The organism is Bartonella doshiae NCTC 12862 = ATCC 700133 (assembly GCF_000278155.1).
GTDB classification, from domain to species: Bacteria; Pseudomonadota; Alphaproteobacteria; order Rhizobiales; family Rhizobiaceae; genus Bartonella; species Bartonella doshiae.
Genome location: NZ_JH725098.1, coordinates 43356 through 62859, shown reverse-complemented (window position 1 = coordinate 62859; position 19504 = coordinate 43356). Strand labels below are relative to the sequence as shown.

15 protein-coding genes and 1 pseudogene are annotated in these 19504 nt (G+C 38.5%); 10 read left to right on the top strand and 6 right to left on the bottom strand.

Going from position 1 to position 19504, the window contains the following annotated elements; translation table 11 throughout:
- The 9 genes from MCS_RS08575 to MCS_RS07670 all read left to right on the top strand — a co-directional run.
- Positions 1 to 1024: BID domain-containing T4SS effector (locus MCS_RS08575; protein ID WP_004857323.1), on the top strand; the 1024-nt coding region annotated here is incomplete at its 5' end.
- A gap of 254 nt (positions 1025 to 1278) precedes the next feature.
- Positions 1279 to 2400 carry a BID domain-containing T4SS effector gene (locus MCS_RS07705; RefSeq protein WP_004857319.1) on the top strand — a complete coding sequence of 374 codons (1122 nt, stop codon included), beginning with the start codon at positions 1279 to 1281 and terminating at the stop codon, positions 2398 to 2400.
- A gap of 314 nt (positions 2401 to 2714) precedes the next feature.
- Positions 2715 to 4283, top strand: a complete 1569-nt coding sequence (locus MCS_RS07700; RefSeq protein WP_004857317.1) for a BID domain-containing T4SS effector — start codon at positions 2715 to 2717, stop codon at positions 4281 to 4283.
- 303 nt (positions 4284 to 4586) lie between these two features.
- Positions 4587 to 6572: a BID domain-containing T4SS effector gene (locus MCS_RS07695; RefSeq protein ID WP_004857315.1), complete on the top strand. Its 1986-nt coding sequence runs from the start codon at positions 4587 to 4589 to the stop codon at positions 6570 to 6572.
- Positions 6573 to 6895: 323 nt separating this feature from the next.
- The gene (locus MCS_RS07690; RefSeq protein ID WP_004857313.1) at positions 6896 to 8791 is read left to right on the top strand and encodes a BID domain-containing T4SS effector; all 1896 of its coding nucleotides are present in this window, start codon (positions 6896 to 6898) and stop codon (positions 8789 to 8791) included.
- 422 nt (positions 8792 to 9213) lie between these two features.
- Positions 9214 to 10785, top strand: coding sequence for a murein biosynthesis integral membrane protein MurJ (murJ, locus tag MCS_RS07685; RefSeq protein ID WP_004857310.1), 1572 nt, complete (start codon positions 9214 to 9216; stop codon positions 10783 to 10785).
- Between the two features lie 97 nt (positions 10786 to 10882).
- Complete coding sequence (gene trpS, locus MCS_RS07680; protein ID WP_004857308.1) at positions 10883 to 11953, top strand: tryptophan--tRNA ligase; 1071 nt, start codon at positions 10883 to 10885, stop codon at positions 11951 to 11953.
- A gap of 55 nt (positions 11954 to 12008) precedes the next feature.
- Positions 12009 to 12500, top strand: a complete 492-nt coding sequence (locus MCS_RS07675; RefSeq protein ID WP_004857305.1) for a universal stress protein — start codon at positions 12009 to 12011, stop codon at positions 12498 to 12500.
- Between the two features lie 75 nt (positions 12501 to 12575).
- Positions 12576 to 13154: a NifU family protein gene (locus tag MCS_RS07670; protein WP_004857301.1), complete on the top strand. Its 579-nt coding sequence runs from the start codon at positions 12576 to 12578 to the stop codon at positions 13152 to 13154.
- Between the two features lie 65 nt (positions 13155 to 13219).
- Here the strand turns inward: MCS_RS07670 and MCS_RS07665 are convergent, their stop codons facing one another.
- From MCS_RS07665 to groES, 3 genes are all read right to left on the bottom strand, one after another.
- On the bottom strand, positions 13220 to 13555 hold the full coding sequence (locus MCS_RS07665) for a zinc ribbon domain-containing protein YjdM (protein WP_004857298.1): 336 nt from the start codon (positions 13553 to 13555) through the stop codon (positions 13220 to 13222).
- Between the two features lie 248 nt (positions 13556 to 13803).
- Entirely contained in the window at positions 13804 to 15447 is a 1644-nt protein-coding gene (gene groL / locus MCS_RS07660; RefSeq protein ID WP_004857294.1) for a chaperonin GroEL, read from the bottom strand.
- A 60-nt stretch (positions 15448 to 15507) separates the two neighbouring features.
- Positions 15508 to 15804, bottom strand: a complete 297-nt coding sequence (gene groES / locus MCS_RS07655; protein ID WP_004857291.1) for a co-chaperone GroES — start codon at positions 15802 to 15804, stop codon at positions 15508 to 15510.
- Between the two features lie 293 nt (positions 15805 to 16097).
- Here groES and fumC point away from each other — a divergent pair, with 293 nt between their 5' ends.
- A complete protein-coding gene (fumC, locus tag MCS_RS07650) occupies positions 16098 to 17486 on the top strand; it encodes a class II fumarate hydratase (protein ID WP_004857281.1) in 1389 nt (462 codons plus the stop codon).
- A gap of 251 nt (positions 17487 to 17737) precedes the next feature.
- Here fumC and MCS_RS07640 read toward each other — a convergent pair.
- The 3 genes and pseudogenes from MCS_RS07640 to MCS_RS07630 form a co-directional block, all read right to left on the bottom strand.
- Positions 17738 to 18007 (bottom strand): annotated as a pseudogene (locus MCS_RS07640) (alpha-D-glucose phosphate-specific phosphoglucomutase); the annotation flags it as partial.
- A gap of 550 nt (positions 18008 to 18557) precedes the next feature.
- Positions 18558 to 18992: a hypothetical protein gene (locus MCS_RS07635; protein ID WP_004857275.1), complete on the bottom strand. Its 435-nt coding sequence runs from the start codon at positions 18990 to 18992 to the stop codon at positions 18558 to 18560.
- Between the two features lie 249 nt (positions 18993 to 19241).
- Positions 19242 to 19504 (bottom strand): autotransporter outer membrane beta-barrel domain-containing protein (locus tag MCS_RS07630; protein ID WP_004857272.1); only part of this gene is annotated, 263 nt, incomplete at its 5' end.

Here is a 19504-nt window from a genome sequence, read left to right as displayed (position 1 = left end):
TGACGTACCAAGGTCATACAAGGAGCCCGCTTACCCTCATCAATCCGTGCACGCAACACTAGAGCAACAAAAATCAAGAGAAAGCATCTATGACGTACCAAGGTCATACAAGGAGCCCGCTTACCCTCATCAATCCGTGCACGCAACACTAGAGCAACAAAAATCAAGAGAAAGCGTCTATGACGTACCAAAATCGAATAAAAATCTCTATCAAAACCTTCGAGTCATATACGCAACACTAGAGCACCAAACACCAGGAGAAGGTGTCTATGACATACCAAGGTCGGCTAGGAGGAACCTTGCTCAAAGCTCCCAAACTACATACGCAAAATTAAGATATCCCACACCAGAAGAAGATATCTATAACATGCCAAGATCAGCTAGGAATTCTGCTCTTCGTCCCCAATCCGTATATGCAAAACCAAAGTATCCAACGCCAGAACCAGAAGAAGGTATCTATGAAACACCGGATTTTAACAGAAGTCGCTTCCCAAGCATTGAACCTGTTTCGTTACAAGAAACAACAAACTCTCTTTCAAGCCAAGAAGTTTTTAACAGACTGAAAAACAGCACAGAAATCCAATTTTGCATGGCAAAAGTACGTTATTGGTGTGGTCTTATTTATAACAAGCCAAATATTTTGCAGAGTAAAATGGAAGATATACTTAAAAACCCACATGAGGAAACACAACTCGCAGAACAAATCAAAACTGACCCAAAGTCTATTCATAAGTTTCGTGGTTATAAAATATGTGGTCAAAAAACATCTACACGTGTAATTGCTGAAAACAGTGTTATGTCCTTGTGTCAATCTTTTAAAGAATTTGAAACCGCTGTAAATGCGACACTAAATGACATTATATTGGAGCATCAAACACAGCAAGAGCGTGCTACTGTTTCAAGAACACACACTAGACATGTTCACAGAAACTTCCAACAAACAAGAGAAGAAAGAAGACGACAACCACAGCAAGAACATCCCCACAGAAATAGGAACCAAAGAGCTGCAACTTTTGCTCTGTAAAATGGATAAAATGCAAACCTTTACATCAGATCTCTTGGCGCAATTTTTACAATATAATTTGCGTCAAGAAATACTGTAAAAATTCTGAAAACATATATTAAAACAAATCCCATAACTTTATGTAACTTATTGATAAATTTCATAAAAAAGCTTTATAAAAGTCACAAATACCCATTACTATAAGGCGTATATAATGAAAATGCATCAAAGAGTTTTTTGAAACCATAAGTGTAAAAGCTTAAAAGGAAATATTTATGAAAAAAAACAATACTCATCCTCTTACAGCCACAAATACAGAAGCCTTATACGCACAAATTGACAAAAAGAACAAAAAATCACCTCTTCAAGAAGAAGTAACATACGCAGAGCTTAATCTACAACCAGCACAAAAGTCTTTCGTGCGCACAGAAAAAGAAACTATCTATACAGAAGTCGCTTCACGAGGTTCACTCAGTCCCCTCACGGAAGAACAAATTGCAGATAGAGTAAAAAATACCCATTTGGTCAAAACATATACAGAACAAATAGCACGTTTATCTCAAACTGTTTATGGTCGTGAAGATATTTTTCAAAGCAAAATGCACGATATTATCAGAAATCCAAATTTAGGGGATGAATTCTCATGGCAACTTGCAGCATATCCTAAATCTTTTGGGAGGATTGCTGGCATAAATTTCTGCGGCTTAAAAAATGATAGACGCAAAGAAGCTGAAACCGCATTTGTTTCGCTGTGTGCTGCCATTGATGGTTTTACAGGAGCTGTACAATATGAGAGAGAGAAGCTTTTACCTTCCCCATTCATAAGACAAGAACACCATAAACAAGAAATACAAAGTGCAAGCCTGCAAGAAGTACTTCATCATCCTCAAAAAGAGAGAATGTCCCCCACAGATGAAGATATCATAAGCATGGTTCAAAGCAATGGATCAATCCGCAGATATCACAAACAAGTTGAATATTGGTGTGGAATGACATTTGGCAATCCAAATCTTCTAAAGGAAGAATTGGCGAATATTTTGAAAAATCCTGAACAAAGTACAGAGCTCTTATCAAAGCTTGAAGATAATCCGAAATCTGTCCATAAGCTTGCTGGCATAAATTTCTGTGGCATTAAAAATAAAACCCGCATACAGGCTGAAAACAGCCTTTCACACCTTTGCGTTGCTCTTGAAACTTATATCAGTGCTATAACAGAAGTACGGGAGAGTCTTATGCATAACCATTTGGCACAACCACAAAAACCCAATACTTTCTCAAAACATCATACACAAGAAACAGTGAAAAACCTTCAGCAGACAGATGAAAAAGCTCTGTCCGCTTTGCAAAAGACGCAACCGCGTAAAGCTACAGGCAAAGAAGTGTTTTTTGCTATGTAGGCATGCATAAGGTTTTAGCCTTTAATCAAATCTCTTGGTACAAATGACACAAAGTGATTTGTACCAAGGAGTATTGTATAATGTCGAGAAAAGATTTTTCATAGTTTCCTTTTCATTTGATGCAATTGATTGATAAAATTCACAAAAAAACTGTATAAAAGTCATAAATACCGATTAAGATCCTTACAAATAGCGAAAATCTTTTGAGACCATTCAAATTAGCATACTCCTTTGAATAAAAAGCTATATATAAAAGTGGAGAGTGCACCGCAAAGGTTTTCAAAAATTTTGAGAAAGCTTGAAAGGAAACATGCATGAAAAAGAATTATCCCTCTCCTTCGGTAGCTCGCTTAGTAGAAGAGTTTGAAAAACGCCATGAGCAATCTGCTAGGCCCCCCTTACCCTCACAATCTCCATCCACAACTCCTACTCAGCAAAGACCACAAAGACCACCTCGTGCAAGAGACAGAGAACAAAACATTACAACCACACAAAAGGATACAATACCCTCTGTTACAACTGCTCAGCAAAGACCACAAAGACCACCTCGTGCAAGAGACAAAGAAAAAAACATTACAACCACCGCGCAAGAGAGTGAAATACTATACGCTATACCTACTCCGAGGCAATCACCGCGCGCAGGAGAAAAAGTTACTAAAGCAGGACAAGAAGAACCTCTTTACGCTATACCTACTCCGAGACAATCACCACGCGCAGGAGAAAAAGTTACTAAAGCAGGACAAGAAGAACCTCTTTACGCTATACCTACTCCGAGGCAATCACCACGCGCAGGAGAAAAAGTTACTAAAGCAGGACAAGAAGAACCTCTTTACGCTATACCTACTCCGAGGCAATCACCACGCGCAGGAGAAAAAGTTACTAAAGCAGGACAAGAAGAACCCCACTACGCTACTCCAAGGCAATCACCGCGCACGAGAGAGCCAGCTATTAACATATTAGAATACGAATTATTGATGCAAGCATATCAAGAAGAAATTCGATATTTATCTCAGCTTATTTATGGTGATCGGCTCATTTTCGAACAAAAAATGGAAAATATTCAAGAAAACCCCAATCTGGGAGAAGAGTTCTTATGGCAAATCACAGAAAAACCTCGGTCTATTTCTAAATTTTCTGGTAAAAAATTTCTTTGTTTTAAGACAAATGCACGCAAAATAGCTGAAGAAAATCTTTCATCTTTGAGTGCTGCCGTTGAAGGTTATCTATATACTGTAAAATATATACAAGAGAACTCCTCCCATGCTTCTCAGACGGAACAAAGGCTGCATGAACAAGCTATAGAAAGAACGCAACAGCTCACTCCTGAAGAGAAAACTGTGTCTCTCTCGCTTGTGGAAATTTCCAAAAGAGTTGAAAAAGATCCCTCTATTCGATATTGTAAAGCAGAAATCCAGTATTGGAGCAAAATGGTTTATGGCGATCCGTTTATTTTTCAAGGTAGACTTGAGGATATTCAAAAAAATCCCGTTTTTGGAGAAGAACTTTTATGGCAACTTAAAGAGCATCCCGAGCTTTTTCCTAAATTTGTAGGTCACAAGGTACTTTGCATAAAAAATGATGCACGCAAAAAAGCTGAAGAAGTTTTTCCTACCCTATGTACTGCCATTGAAAATTATACGGAATCCATAAAACAAATAAGAGATAAAATTGTACGCGTACATACGGAAGAGCAAAAATTCAGTGTACAATCTACTGAGCTAGATAGAAACGTGCAAAAACAACAAGATTTATCGAAATCTGCTAAACTGCTCAAGCAGGCATATCAAGAGGTTGTTGGAACTTCTAGACAAACGGATAACAGGCCAGCAGACGTTCGACCACGAAGAGCTGAATCATCAAAAGCAATAGCTTTTGCTAATTAAACGTGCATAAGTTTTAGCTTTTTATCTTATCTCTTTGTGCAAATCGTTTTGTATTTGCCCGGATAGTTATAAGAAAATTTCATTATATCATGGAAAGTTTTCATTACACCTATAATTTAACGTAATGCATTGATAAAAAATACAATTATAAACAATGACTACGATCCATGCTAATAAAGACAAAGTTTTTGAGGCCGTTCAAATAGGCATCTTATTTTGAATAACGAACTTTAAAAATAAAAAAGATGGAGAATGCACAAAAAAGGTTTTCTAAAAAATAAAAAATCTTGAAAGGAAACATGCATGAAAAAAAAACACCCCTCTCCTTCGGTAGCTCACTTAGTAAAAGAATTTGAAAAACACCATGAGCAATCTGCTGGGCCGTCCTTACCCCCGCAATCCCCATCCACAATACCTACTCAACAAAGACCACAAAAACCGCCACGCGCAAGAAACACAGAACAAAGCAGTGCAACCACACAAAAGGGTGAAACACATTACAAAACGATGCATGAATACATCTATGAAAATAAAAATGTTACAGCGCTTAATTTCATGTATCCCTATACTACTACGCTAAGAAATAAATATGGAACAAGAGACCACAAAAAATTTGAGATACGATGTGCACATGATGTAACACAAGCACTCATTAATCTACGGCAAGAAGCACCACCGCAAAAACTAACATCCGCATATCTGCTCTACCTTCATCATGCCTTATTTAAAAACAGTTTTGAATGGGCAGGGCAAACGCGTGAAAAACCATTTACATTTGCAAGTGGCATCACTGCCTATATGCCAGAGATAAAAAAAGCAAATATATCTTTTGCATCAGGAGAAAAAGTACAGGAAGGGCTTAAAAATTTAGACAAAACACTTTCTGAAAAGAATAGCTTAAAAGGCCTAACCCGCGAAGAATTTGTTGAAAATGCTGCCGAAATGATGACCCAGTTAAATTATACGCACCCTTTTATAGAAGGAAATGGACGCACGCAACAACTGTTTTTTGAAAAGCTTGCTGAAGTTGCAGGCCATAGTCTAGATTTTTCTCTTGTCACAAAAGAGCGCATGAAATCTGCCAATATTGCAGCTCTGAAAAATGGCAATTCAGAAGAAATGAAAAATTTATTTGAAGAAATCTCCAATCCAGAAAAAACACTTATTTTAAAAGAATTCATGAATCACATGAAAAAAATCGGGCTTGAAACTCTTCGTAATCGTATTGTTATGACCGCTAAAGAAGGTCAGACCTATACAGGATTCTACAGAGGTAGTGGAGAAAATGGCTTCATGCTCGATGCGAATGGTACATTCATTATAGGACATAAGAAAGATCTGCGACCAGAGCAAATAAAAGCATTGAAAATTGGTGACCCTCTCTCTTTCACAGCACCCACAATGCAAGAATCGCAAGAAATTCTTATTGCAAAAGAAATAAAAGCACCTCTTTCAAAAGAAGAACTTATTGAAAAAATTAAAAACAATGCACCACTGCAAGAACGGAAAAAGAAAATAGCATCTTTATCTAAATATGTTTATGGTAAACCATCTATTATCTTAAACAGAATAGAAAAAATTTATGAAAATCCCGCAGCAGGAGAAGAACTTTTAGGACAAATGGCACATGCTCCACGTTCTATTGCTAAACTTGCGGGTTTCGGTATTTCATACTTAAAAACCAACGCACGTGCACGTGCTGAAGAAAATCTTTTACCCCTATTTCAATCTATTGACCGTTATATAGAGGCTGTAGAACAAACAAAAAAAGATATTCTGGAATGTCATAGTGCAGAACAAAAACGCTGTGACAAAACAATAAGACGACCTGGTCAATGGATACAAACTCTGTATCCTCTCTCAAAAGAACAGCGAAAAGCGATCTTATCAAAGTCCCCTGAACTACGCGCAGAAATAACAATTTATTCTAGAGAGCTTAATGAACGTTTATCCGCAGATGAGCATCAAGCTATAAAAGAGAACAATTTTAATACACTCGCTAAAAGCCTCGGAACATCAGAAAATAACGCAAAAAAAATTATAGACGTCGTAAAAAACACACAAAAAATACAAGAAGATATAGAACCGATATATTTTATTCATAGGGAATTCAATGAGCACACAGCACGGAATATAAAACAAACTGTAAGGAAAAGTTATCATAAAACATTCGCTGTAGCTCACGCATCAACAAGTCAAGCAGGAGAAATAAGAGCCTCTATCCTACAAAAACAAAAAATACAAAATGCTCAACTGGATAAAGCTGAACGTCAACAAACAATAAGATAACCCATTAAGCGTGCATACGTTTAGCTTTTAATCTGATCTTTTCGTGCAATTCTTACAAAATGATTTGCATCAGGCAATATTTTGTAAATGTTATAACAAATTTCCTCCAAAACAGCCTTATTAATTTTATGTAACTTATTGATAAAAAATCATAAAAAAACTGTATAAAAGTCACAAACACCAATTACTATAATGGCGAATAGCGCAGAATCTTTGGAGGTAATTCAAGTTGGCATTCTTTCTTGTATGAAAAGCTATCAAAATATCAAGATAGAGAATGCAACAAAGGGGTTTTCCAAAAAAAGTACTGAAAGGAAACATACATGAAAAAAAACCAAACTGGACATTCTGCCCCTCTTACAAGAGAAGAATTAGAAGAAAGCAAAAAAATCGATGATGCAGAACTTCGTCAAAAGCTAAAATTAGCATCACAAAGTTTTGCTTATCCTAATAGCAATGTACTCAAAAATAAATACGGTATTAAGGAACAAGATATACTAAATAAGCAATGTTCTCATGATGTTACACAAGAAATGATCAAGCTGTATCAGGAGCCATTACCAGAGAAGTTTGATTCTGCCTATCTAAAATATATCCATAAACGTTTGTTTCAACATACATTTGAATGGGCCGGAGAGACCCGCGATAAGTCCTTTACATTTAAAGATGGAAGTGTTGCCTTTACACCTATTATAAAAAGAAAAGAATTTAAAACGCCTTTTGCCACGAGCAAACAGGTAGCAGAAGGACTACAAAGTTTAGATGAAACACTCGCCAGTAAAAATTACTTGAAAGGTTTATCACGCGAAGCATTTGTTGATCAGGCAGCAGCATTAATGATAGAGTTGCACCGTCTCCATCCTTTCAGAGAAGGTAACAAGCGCACGCAACGGATGTTTGTTGAAAAACTTGCTCTAGCAGCAGGCCATAATCTGGATTTTTCTCTTGTCACAAAAAAACGCAAGCAATTTGTGACTGTTGAAGCGATGGACAACAACAATCCAGAACCCATGAGGCATCTGCTTGATGATATCTCTCATCCAGACAAGCTGCTTGCTTTAAATGAATTCACCAACGCCATGAGAGATTTAGACATTAGTGAAAGGAATTATCGTCTTGCTGTTGTAGCAAAAGACGGTGAGACCTATCATGGTGTATATAGAGGTGGTGGAGAAAATGGCTTCATGATGGATGTTAATGGTACTTTTATCGTAGGAGTTAAAAGCCATCTTCCACCAGAACAAGTCAAAGCATTGAAAATTGGTGACCGCTTCTCTTTTAAAGCACCAAAAGCTCAAGATATGCAAGAAACGCTCATTGCAAGAGAAAAACTAGCCCCTCTCACAAACGATGAACTTGCTGAGAGGGTTAAAAACAGCACATTAGTCCAAGAAAGCATAAAAAAAATCGATGTTTTGTGCAAAGTTGTTTATGGTGATTCTCGTGCTTTGTATAAAAAAATGCCGAAGATTGAGATTCCTACGACAGTTGAAAGCCTCACTGAAGGAGAACGATTTGCACGACATGTTGGAGCATTTCCTGACTCCATTAAGAGAATTCGTGGTATTAATGTATGTGGTTTAAAAAGTGGTGCACGTCAGCATGCTGAAGAAAATTTTTTACCTTTAAGCCACGCCATTCATGGTTATGTACATGCTTATAGATTAGCAGAAAAGGAAATTCTCGAAAAACATCAGATAGAACAACAGCGCTGTGACAAATGGGTAGGAAGTCCTAGTGAAGAAATAAGAAATCTCCTTTCCCTCCCCAAACAAGAACAGCAAGAACTCTTATCACAATCTCCTGAACTAAGAGCAGAAATAAAGGTTTATATGGGGGTACTCAGTGAGCGCTTATCACCAATGGAGCAGAAAGCTATAGAGAATAGGAATCATTATCAACTCGCTGAATCTCTTGGCACATCACTAAATAAAGCAAAGGAAATTGCTGGAATCTTCCAACAGGGAAAAGAGATACAACGAGATATGCAACAGAGTATACAAAAAAGTATGCAACCGGCGCATGTGCAACGCAGCAAATCCAGGGAGCGCGCAACAGTAAACTGGGATCAACCTTCAGAAGGATACACTAAAAATCTTGACAAATCAGCAATTCAAGCAGAAAAAGTGACAGAATCCGTTACACGAGAAAGAGCGGTACAACAAAGTATTCGACAGCGTAAATCTGAAAGCGTAAAAGTGGTGAGTATGTGTTTATAAGTTTTAATTTTTCAGCTCTTTCTTAAACTGGCTCGTAGCCCTCCAATACCTCTCCTTCATAGGTTGCATTTTCCTTCAAAGGAGAGGTATTTTGTTATACTCTCAGAAAACAAATCAGAAAATCTTCATTTTTGACTAAATTATACCACCCATATGAAGACCTTCAGAATCTTAAGCATTATTGTGAAAGTAGAGACAAAATATTTAACCATTATAAACACTCTATGAAGCTGAATTTCTATTTTATAAAGCTAAAGAGATAAAAAACTCTCCATTCCCTTTGTTGACAGAAGAATAAACGGCATCGCAAAATGTTTGAGAATATGTTATTGCGTTAACCTCTTGATTAAATTTTTACAGTATAAAATGGTTTTATTGATCTTTTTACCATCTTTCCTTCATGATGAGCTCTATATATCTTTATGGCCTTAATTAAGAAATTTGCAACTGTTGCTTCCGGAACACTGATGAGCCGTATTTTTGGCTTTGTACGCGAAATGTTGATGGCAGCAGCGTTGGGTACTGGTCCTGTTTCTGATGCGTTCAATGCGGCTTTTCGTTTTCCCAATACATTCCGCCGGTTTTTTGCTGAAGGCGCTTTTAACGCCGCTTTTATTCCTCTTTTTTCCAAAAAAATTACCGAAGATGGAACAGAAGCAGCATGTAAATTTGCAGAAGAGGTCTTTGGTGTTCTCTTTTCACTGCTGTTACTTTTAACCATTGCCATGGAACTCAGTATGCCTTTTTTGGTACGAACCATTATTGCTCCAGGTTTTGCAGAAAATGCCACAAAATTTAACGCTACGATTCATTTTACCGCAATCATGTTTCCCTATTTAACGTGCATGTCGCTCGCAGCAATGATGGGAGGAATGTTGAATGCTTTACGACGCTATTTTATAGCAGCCATAGCCCCTCTCTTTTTGAATATTATTCTCATTGGCGTGCTTGCCTATGCTTGGATCTATCAGCTTGATGCTTGGCATATTGGCTTAAATCTTTCTTGGGGCGTTTTAGCAGCAGGCATTCTTCAACTCACCTTAATCGCCATTGCTTTACGTCAAAGTGGGATGAAAATTTTTCTCCACCGTCCCCATTTAAGCTCCAATGTTCGTAAGCTTTTAGCCTTAGCTCTCCCTGCTGCTATCACAGGCGGAATCACGCAAATCAATTTGTTAATCAATACCAACATTGCCTCAAGTCAATCCGGAGCTGTATCCTCTTTAATGTATGCTGATCGTCTTTATCAACTCCCGTTAGGAGTAATAGCCATTGCAATTGCCACCGTTCTTTTACCAGAATTAACAAGATCGCTCCGCAGTAAAACACATGAAGAAACCCATCATTTGCAAAATCGCTCTATTGAATTAACCCTGTTGTTAACACTACCCGCATCCATTGCTTTTTTACTGCTCTCCACCCCCATTGTAAGTGTACTGTTTGAGCGTGGACAATTTACCAGTGAATCAACACACCATGTTGCACAACTACTGGAACTTTACGGACTAGGACTTCCAGCTTTTGTTTTGATCAAGGTCTTTATTCCTAATTTTTTTGCCCATGAAGATACAAAAACACCGATGATTTTCACCGGCATTTGCGTTTTCATCAATATCAGTCTTGCTTTAACATTATTTCCAATTTTGTCAGCACGAGGCATTGTTATTGCGGAAATTGCCTCTGGATGGGTCAACGCGCTATTGCTTTTGTCTGTTCTTGTAAAGCGGGGCTATTGGAAATACGATACACAATTGATAAAACGAATTATATGCCTGATAATTACTACGGTTTTAAGTGTACTATTCCTCCATTATATGATTGATGTTCTAGGTTTTTTATCTTTTCCGCTCTCCTCACAAGCATCGTTTTTCTTGCGTGCTGGTACTTTAGCAGGAATTATGGTTGTTATCTTCTTGGTATATTTGAGTGCCTATTTTTTACTTGATACGCATTCTCTTTTTCTTACCCTCAAAAATTTTAAAAAACGTTTATAATCTTCAAACAATAGCGATGATATTTTTTCTTGCTTTCAGAAAAATGCTTTGTCACAACACACAAAACGAATAACTTCATTTAAGAAAGAATTATCCTATGGGCACCTTTACACCCCTTGTCTTTTCCGGCGTACAACCGAGTGGTAATCTGCATCTTGGCAATTATCTTGGAGCCATCAAGCACTGGGTTGAACTACAAAAGTCCTATCATTGTCTGTATTGTGTTGTTGATATGCATGCACTGACAGTTAACCCGGATCCCCTTGTTTTACGTGAATCAACCAGAACCGTTACAGCAACTTTTTTAGCTGCTGGCATTGATCCTCAAAAACAAATTATTTTCAATCAGTCACAGGTTCTTCAACACGCAGAGTTGGCGTGGATTTTAAATTGTATCGCTCGTATTGGCTGGCTCCAACGCATGACACAATTTAAAGATAAAGCAGGGAAAAATCGCGAACAAGCATCCCTTGGGCTTTTTGCCTACCCAAGCTTGATGGCTGCCGATATTTTACTCTATCGTGCCACGCACGTTCCGGTAGGTGAAGATCAAAAACAGCATGTTGAACTCACCCGCGATATTGCGCAAAAATTTAACAATGACTACGCACATCGCATTACTGACTTAAATTTCGCCGTCACCATACAAATGGATGCAGAAAAAAAACAAGTTTTTTTTCCAATACCAGAAGCAATTATTGGAGAAACAGCCACCCGCATTATGTCCTTGCGTGATGGTACAAAAAAAATGTCTAAATCGGATCCTTCAGATTTTTCGCGTATTAATTTAACGGATGATGCTAATCTTATCGCAAAAAAAATACGCAAAGCAAAAACAGACTCTGCTCCTCTTCCCGATACAGTTGCAGAACTAGAAAAACGTCCAGAAGTTAATAATTTGCTTGGTATTTATGCTGCTTTTGCAGAAGTGAGCAAAGAAAAAGCCCTCGCAGAATTTTCCGGACAACAATTTTCAATTTTTAAAACAGCCTTAGCCGACCTTGCCGTCCACAAGCTTGCCCCCATAACGCAAGAATTACGTCGACTTTATCAAGAAAGTGATTATATTGACTCTGTATTGCGTAATGGCGCAGAACGTGCACGCGCACTAGCTGAAAAAAATATGAAAAAAATCCGTGAAATTGTTGGATTTTTGCACAATACATGAGACAATAAACAGACACTGTAAAGAGTCAAAACACCTGTAAAAACAGAGAAAACATATGATCTCTAAGCAAAAAAATCTAAAAAAAAATCACAAACAAAAAATCCTCGTCATTATTGATGAAACACCAGAATATCGGCGTGCCGTTACTTTTGCTATACAACATGCCAAAAACACGAACAGAACACTGGTGTTTCTTTCTGTTATCGACAGTTCAGATTTTCAACATTTTTTGGGTGTCAATGACATTATGCGAACGGAATCAACACAAAGTGCTCGCAAAATATTGAAAGAAATTGCCGATGATATACACACCACTCACGCTCTTGAAACAGAAATAGTTGTACGTGAAGGAAAAAAAATTGATGAAATTTTCAAACTCATCGATAAAGATAAAAAGATTGCCCTCATTGTTTTAGCAGCAAGTGGACATGCAGAAGGACCAGGACCACTTGTCCAATTGATTGCCAATCGAGGAACAGCTTTTTCAATTCCTGTCACAGTCATTCCAAGCAATCTTTCAGATGAAGATATTGAATCTATCGCCTAAAAAATATTCTGGATTCAATTATCTTGCTGGTTCTTAACAAGAAAAAGCCAAGTTCCTAATAAAAAAGGAAAATGTATGTTTATTCAAACTGAAATCACGCCAAATCCTGCAACACTTAAATTTCTACCAGGTCGCGTAGTACTTTCTGAAGGTGTGTTAGAGTTTCGTTCCAGCGAAGAAGCAGCTAAAAATTCTCCTTTAGCAGCAAAACTGTTTAATATCCCTAATGTTAGCAGTGTCTTTTTCGGCTATGATTTCATCACCGTGACCAAAAAAGATGGGGAATGGCAACATCTTAAACCAGCCATTTTAGGCACAATCATGGAACATTTCCTATCCAACGATCCTGTGATTACTACCACCGCCACAACACAAGCACAAAACCATGCACATAACGAAGAATTTTATGATGAAAAAGACGCCGATATCGTCTTAACAATTAAAGAGCTCCTTGAAACGCGTATTCGCCCTGCTGTTGCCAATGATGGTGGAGATATTACTTTCCGCGGATTTGAAAATGGAATTGTCTATCTCAATATGCGAGGCGCTTGTGCCGGATGCCCCTCTTCAACAGCGACACTGAAACATGGAATTGAAAATCTTTTACGACATTTTATCCCTGAAGTCCTTGGTGTTGAAGCCATGCCACAATAAATACAATTGAAATTAAATAAAAATAAGCACAATAGCGAAAAAAGTATGCTCCAAATTATAACCGACTATACTTTTTTAACAAATTCCGACTTTAAACTCATTTGACCAAATCCAGGAATTTTACAATCGATATTGTGATCACCATCCACCAGACGAATATTTTTCACCTTGGTACCGCCTTTTAAAACAGACGAAGCACCTTTTACCTTAAGATCTTTCACCACGATAACGCTATCGCCATTTGCTAGAACCTGACCATTGGCATCATAAACACTATCGGAAATAGAAAGCTCTTCATTCTTTTGCAACCACTCATATGCGCATTCTGGACACACAAAATTGTCACCATCTTCATAAGTATAAAGACCACCACACTGAGGGCATTTGGGATATTGGTTCATACATTGCCTTTTCATTCAAGAAAAAATCATTCATAGAAGGGATCATAAAGCAAGAAATGTTTATTTGTCCATTGTTAAAAGAAAAACGCTTTCAAGACAATATTTTTCAAGAGAAACACTATCTTATAAAAAACTACAGAAAGACCGTATAATAATACAGGAAAGTATATACAACAGAGATATTGCCTGAAAACAACACAAAAAAACGGGCCCCAAGACCCGTTTTTTCATCTTTACATGGAAAGGATTTAGAAATCCATACCACCCATACCACCCATACCACCGCCGGGCATTGGAGGCATTGGAGCATCCTTTTTTGGAACTTCAGCAACCATAGCTTCTGTTGTGATAAGAAGGCTTGCAATTGATGCAGCATTCTGGAGAGCAGAACGCACAACCTTCACAGGATCTACGATTCCCAAAGAGATCAAATCACCAAACTGACCGGTTGCAGTATTGTAACCAAATGTGTCTGCATTGTTTTCAAGCACTTTGCCAACAATAATCGCTGCTTCTTCACCAGCATTGCTTGCAATTTGGCGTGCCGGTGCTTGCAGAGCACGGCGAACGATATTAATACCAGCTTCTTGGTCAGGGTTACTACCTTTAACAGTCAATGCATTTGCAGCACGCAACAACGCAGTACCACCGCCAGCAACAATACCTTCTTCTACAGCAGCACGCGTTGCATTCAAGGCATCATCAACACGGTCTTTCTTTTCTTTCACTTCAACTTCTGTTGCACCACCAACACGGATAACAGCAACACCACCAGCAAGTTTAGCAAGTCTTTCTTGCAATTTTTCACGGTCATAGTCAGAAGTTGTTTCTTCAATCTGTGCTTTAATCTGATTTACACGCGCATTAATTTCAGCTTTTTGTCCAGCACCATCAATAATCGTTGTATTTTCTTTAGAAATATTGACTTTCTTAGCACGTCCAAGCATATCCAAAGTAACATTTTCAAGCTTAATGCCTACATCTTCGGAAATAACCTGACCCGATGTCAAAATCGCAATATCCTCGAGCATTGCTTTACGACGGTCACCAAAGCCTGGAGCTTTCACAGCAGCGATTTTCAAACCACCGCGCAGCTTGTTAACAACAAGTGTTGCCAAAGCTTCACCTTCCACATCTTCAGCGATAATGAGAAGTGGTTTACCAGACTGAACAACAGCTTCAAGCACGGGAAGAAGAGATTGTAGATTAGACAATTTCTTTTCGTGAATAAGAATGTAAGGATCATCAAGATCTGCCACCATTTTCTCAGCATTTGTGACAAAATAAGGAGAAAGATATCCACGGTCGAACTGCATTCCTTCCACGACTTCCAATTCCGTTTCAGCAGTTTTTGCTTCTTCCACGGTAATGACACCTTCATTGCCAACTTTTTCCATGGCATCCGCGATCATTTTACCAATTTCAGCAGCACCGTTAGCGGAAATTGTTCCCACTTGAGCAATTTCTGCTGAAGTTTGAATTTTTTTTGCTTTTTTGAAGAGATTTGCTACCACTTCTTCAACAGCAGCATCAATTCCACGTTTGAGATCCATTGGGTTCATGCCTGCAGCAACGGCTTTTACGCCTTCTTGTACAATAGCCTGTCCCAAAACGGTTGCGGTTGTTGTTCCATCACCAGCGATGTCATTCGTTTTGGAAGCGACTTCGCGCAACATTTGTGCTCCCATATTTTCGAACTTATCTTCCAGTTCGATTTCCTTAGCAACGGATACACCATCTTTTGTGATGCGTGGAGCACCAAATGATTTATCAATTACCACATTGCGACCTTTAGGACCGAGCGTCACCTTAACAGCGTTAGCAAGGATATCGACACCGCGCAACAAACGCTCACGCGCTTCACGGCCAAATTTGACTTCTTTAGCAGCCATTTAAATTCTCCTTGGAGTTGTCTTAAAATAGTATAAAATGACAAAATAGAAGAGGCTAAATTACCCCAAAATTCCCATAATGTCAGATTCTTTCATGATTAAGAGGTCTTCCCCATTAATCTTAACTTCAGTTCCAGACCATTTTCCAAACAAGATACGGTCCCCTGTTTTTACTTCTAAAGGTACCCGCTTTCCATTATCATCGAGAGCGCCATTACCAACAGCAATTACTTCACCTTCTTGTGGTTTTTCCTTTGCTGTATCGGGGATGATAATCCCACCAGCAGTTTTATTTTCAGATTCAACCCGACGGACAACGACACGATCGTGAAGTGGGCGGAATTGTATGTTAGCCATGTTTTAAATCCTTAAAACTTAATTAACTGAATGAATTCTAAGTTATCGCTAGCACTCTCTTAGTGTGAGTGCTAACAGTGTCTAAGATATAAAATCGGTTCTTCTTAATGTCAAGGATTCTTCTAGAAAATAATTTACCTAAAAAAGCTTCAAAGTCTTGCCTCTCTTTTCTATTTTACGCTATTTAGTCTTTTATGAACCAGTAAACATGCGAAATAACACAGAAAAATTTGTGCTCATATTGTATACGTCTATTGGGGAATAGATTTATCGGAGATGAAAAGGATTCTATCATGGTTGAAACACGTCAGGAGACGGATAGCTTTGGAACAATTGCAGTTCGTCAAGATCGTTATTGGGGTGCACAAACTGAACGTTCTCTGCACAATTTTAATATTGGCATAGAAAAACAACCTCTTACCATCATCTACGCTTTAAGCCTGATCAAAAAAGCAGCAGCTCTTGTCAATATGGACAAAGGGAAACTCCCGCAAAACATTGGAAAAGCAATCGTTACAGCTGCGGATGAAGTGCTCTCAGGTACATTTGATAAGCATTTTCCACTTTCTGTTTGGCAAACGGGTTCTGGCACACAAAGCAATATGAATGTGAATGAAGTCATTGCCAACCATGCGAGCATGCTTTTGGGAGGAAAACTTGGTAGTAAAAAGCCGGTTCATCCCAATGATCATGTGAATATGAGTCAATCATCAAATGATTCTTTTCCTACAGCGCTTCATATTGCCACTACGCTCCAAACGCGCCAACACTTATTTCCAATTCTTGAAGCACTTATTACCACTTTAAAGAAAAAAGAAGAAGAATTTGCCGATATCATAAAAATTGGGCGCACCCACACCCAAGATGCAACACCTTTAACCCTAGCGCAAGAATTTTCAGGCTATCGCGCCGCACTTGAAGCCAACCGCCAACGTATTGAAAACGCTCTTACGGATGTTCAAATACTCGCTCAAGGGGGGACGGCTGTTGGAACAGGGCTCAATGCACCAAAAGGTTTTGACGTTGCTTTTGCTGAAACAATCAGCACACTTACAGGAATGTCCTTTAAGACCGCCAGCAACAAATTTGAAGCGCTTGCCCATCACGGAGCCCTTACCCATTTCCATGGAAGTCTCAATGCATTAGCAGCAGATCTGTTTAAAATTGCCAATGACATTCGGTTTTTAGGTTCAGGTCCACGCTCAGGCTTGGGTGAATTAAGCTTACCCGAAAATGAACCTGGATCTTCCATCATGCCAGGGAAAGTCAACCCTACCCAGTGCGAAGCGATGACAATGGTCGCATGCCAAGTCTTTGGCAATCATACCAGTGTAACATTTGCTGCAAGCCAAGGACATTTTGAACTCAACGTTTATAAGCCTGTCATTGGTTATAACGTTTTACAGTCGATTACACTGCTTGGTGATTGTATGCGTTCTTTTGATCTGCATTGCGTTCAAGGATTGCGTGCTAACCGCGTCCATATTCACTCTCTCATGGAGCGCTCGTTAATGCTCGTGACAGCTCTTGCACCGGAAATTGGCTATGAAAAAGCTGCTGAAATTGCCAAAGCCGCGCATAAAAACGATACAACTTTGCGTGTAGAAGCGCTAAAAGCAGGCGTTTCTGGAGAAGACTATGATCGGCTGGTAGATCCCAAAAAAATGATTCATCCACAATAAACAGCTAGCGGATCTCTCCTTCCTTAATACAAACCTCATCGTGAGAATATTGGGCCGTGAACGGCCCAATATTTTTGTATATGAAAACATTTGAAGTGCCGCTTTTACAAAACTTTAAGAACATCGCTGAGCTTTTAAACAAGTTTAATTCGATCGTCTCAACAGTACAAAATAAAGCCATAGAGTCCCCTCTCCTGTTTTTTTCAATAAGTACACCCCTAAAAACATGCTCCATTCTCTAAAAACACTCATATGCCCTGCCGATAACATATGCTCTGATCGATAGGATCATGATAAGTAAAATCGTCTGCTTTTTTGACCCGAAGTCCAGCAATTTCTGTTCCAGCCTGTGGTAGATGCGTACGCAATTGCTCTATGCACGCATAAGCTTTATCTGCTTCCACTTCTTCATAATCATAACGAGAAGTGTAAAAGCGTCCATAAGTGTGCCAATGCTGTTGCACAATTTGGCCCACAGTTTTCCCAGTGACAGCCAAAAGATTTAACCAAAAAAGTATTGATTTATAAGAACAACTATTATTTTCAACGTAAATGAGAGCCCCAAACACCGTAGATTTCTCTCATTTCAAACCTATTTATAAACATTCCCTTGCACATCAAAAGCAGAGCTGCGTGTAGATAAAATGAGGGATCAAGATAAGGCATAAAAACATCTCTCATGAACACTCTCTATGCAAGAGCTGTAGCAACATTGGAGACTAGTAAATATAATGATAATGCCAACGAGTTACTTCACAAGTATAAAATTGCAGTGCTTAGTTATAATTGACGCAGCACAAAAACTTGTCACGTAAAGACGGACAAGACTTTGTAAATTACCATAAATTCTGAATCACAAATCCATCCTATGACACAACATCACAGGATACAAAATACAATTATACAAATTGCTTAAAACATCACAAATGCCCTGCGTTAAAAGTACAGCACATTCTCTGCTGTTATATTACTTCACAGACATTACTGGAATGGGGGATTGAAGAAACAATCCCGCCATTTCAAGCGAAAGTAAAGATGGAAAAACCGTTGATTACATCAGCTGCAATAGTTTTAAGGCTGACATTCCGGTTGATCTTTATTCTCTTGACAATAAGGACTATTTAAGCGCATCTCAACACTTCGCTGAGGAATAACGGCATCGGGTTGACAAATGGGAAGATTATCAGCTTTATACCTCTCATTCTCACACCAACTCGACTCTCCAAATTTATTACGAAACCCCGCTTGAACCATGCAAGCATCAACGGATGCCTGCGCATTGATTTTTTCACGAGCGCTTAAATCTCTTTCTGAAGAACTATTAGAAAAAGACCCTATTCCACATTCTAACAACGCTTTTTTTACCTCAAGCTTATCTGCATCAGATTTTTCCCATGCATCTGCTGCCGTTCGAGGAGGCTGATCTGGGTAAAATCCAAATATTAAGTAATATCCAGATATGATGAGCAAAGCTATTACACTCAATAATGTTAAAATTTTCTTCATTTTATTCTCATTCCTAGCTTTTATATTATAGCAAAATCTATCCTATAATGCAACATCATAGGATACAAAATGTACAATATATAAATGCTTAGAACATAATAAATGCCTGCCCTGCTGTGTGGTATAAATGTGCAAGCGAACGGGAAAAGAAAACACCGCTCGCTTTCACACGCATTTATAATCTTATATGCTTGCGTTATCACTATATCGTGACACACGCTGTTTGCCCAAAGAAGAACGTCCTTGTGATTAAAACTGATAGCGTATGCCTCCAGAAAAACTTGCTCCAGTAATACCAGTTTTTTGCAGCTTTTGCTGATAGCTAACATCACCATGGATGGAGAAGTTCTGAGACAATTTTGCATTGATGCCAACCCCGCCTTCAAGTGAGGCTCCCATAGGATCAAGATCAAAGACATCTCCAATCTGGATTTTCCCATCATCTCCAAAAGTTTTAAGAAAGTTCACTTTGCCATAGAAGGAAAAGACATTGTTGTTTTCAGTAGAAACAG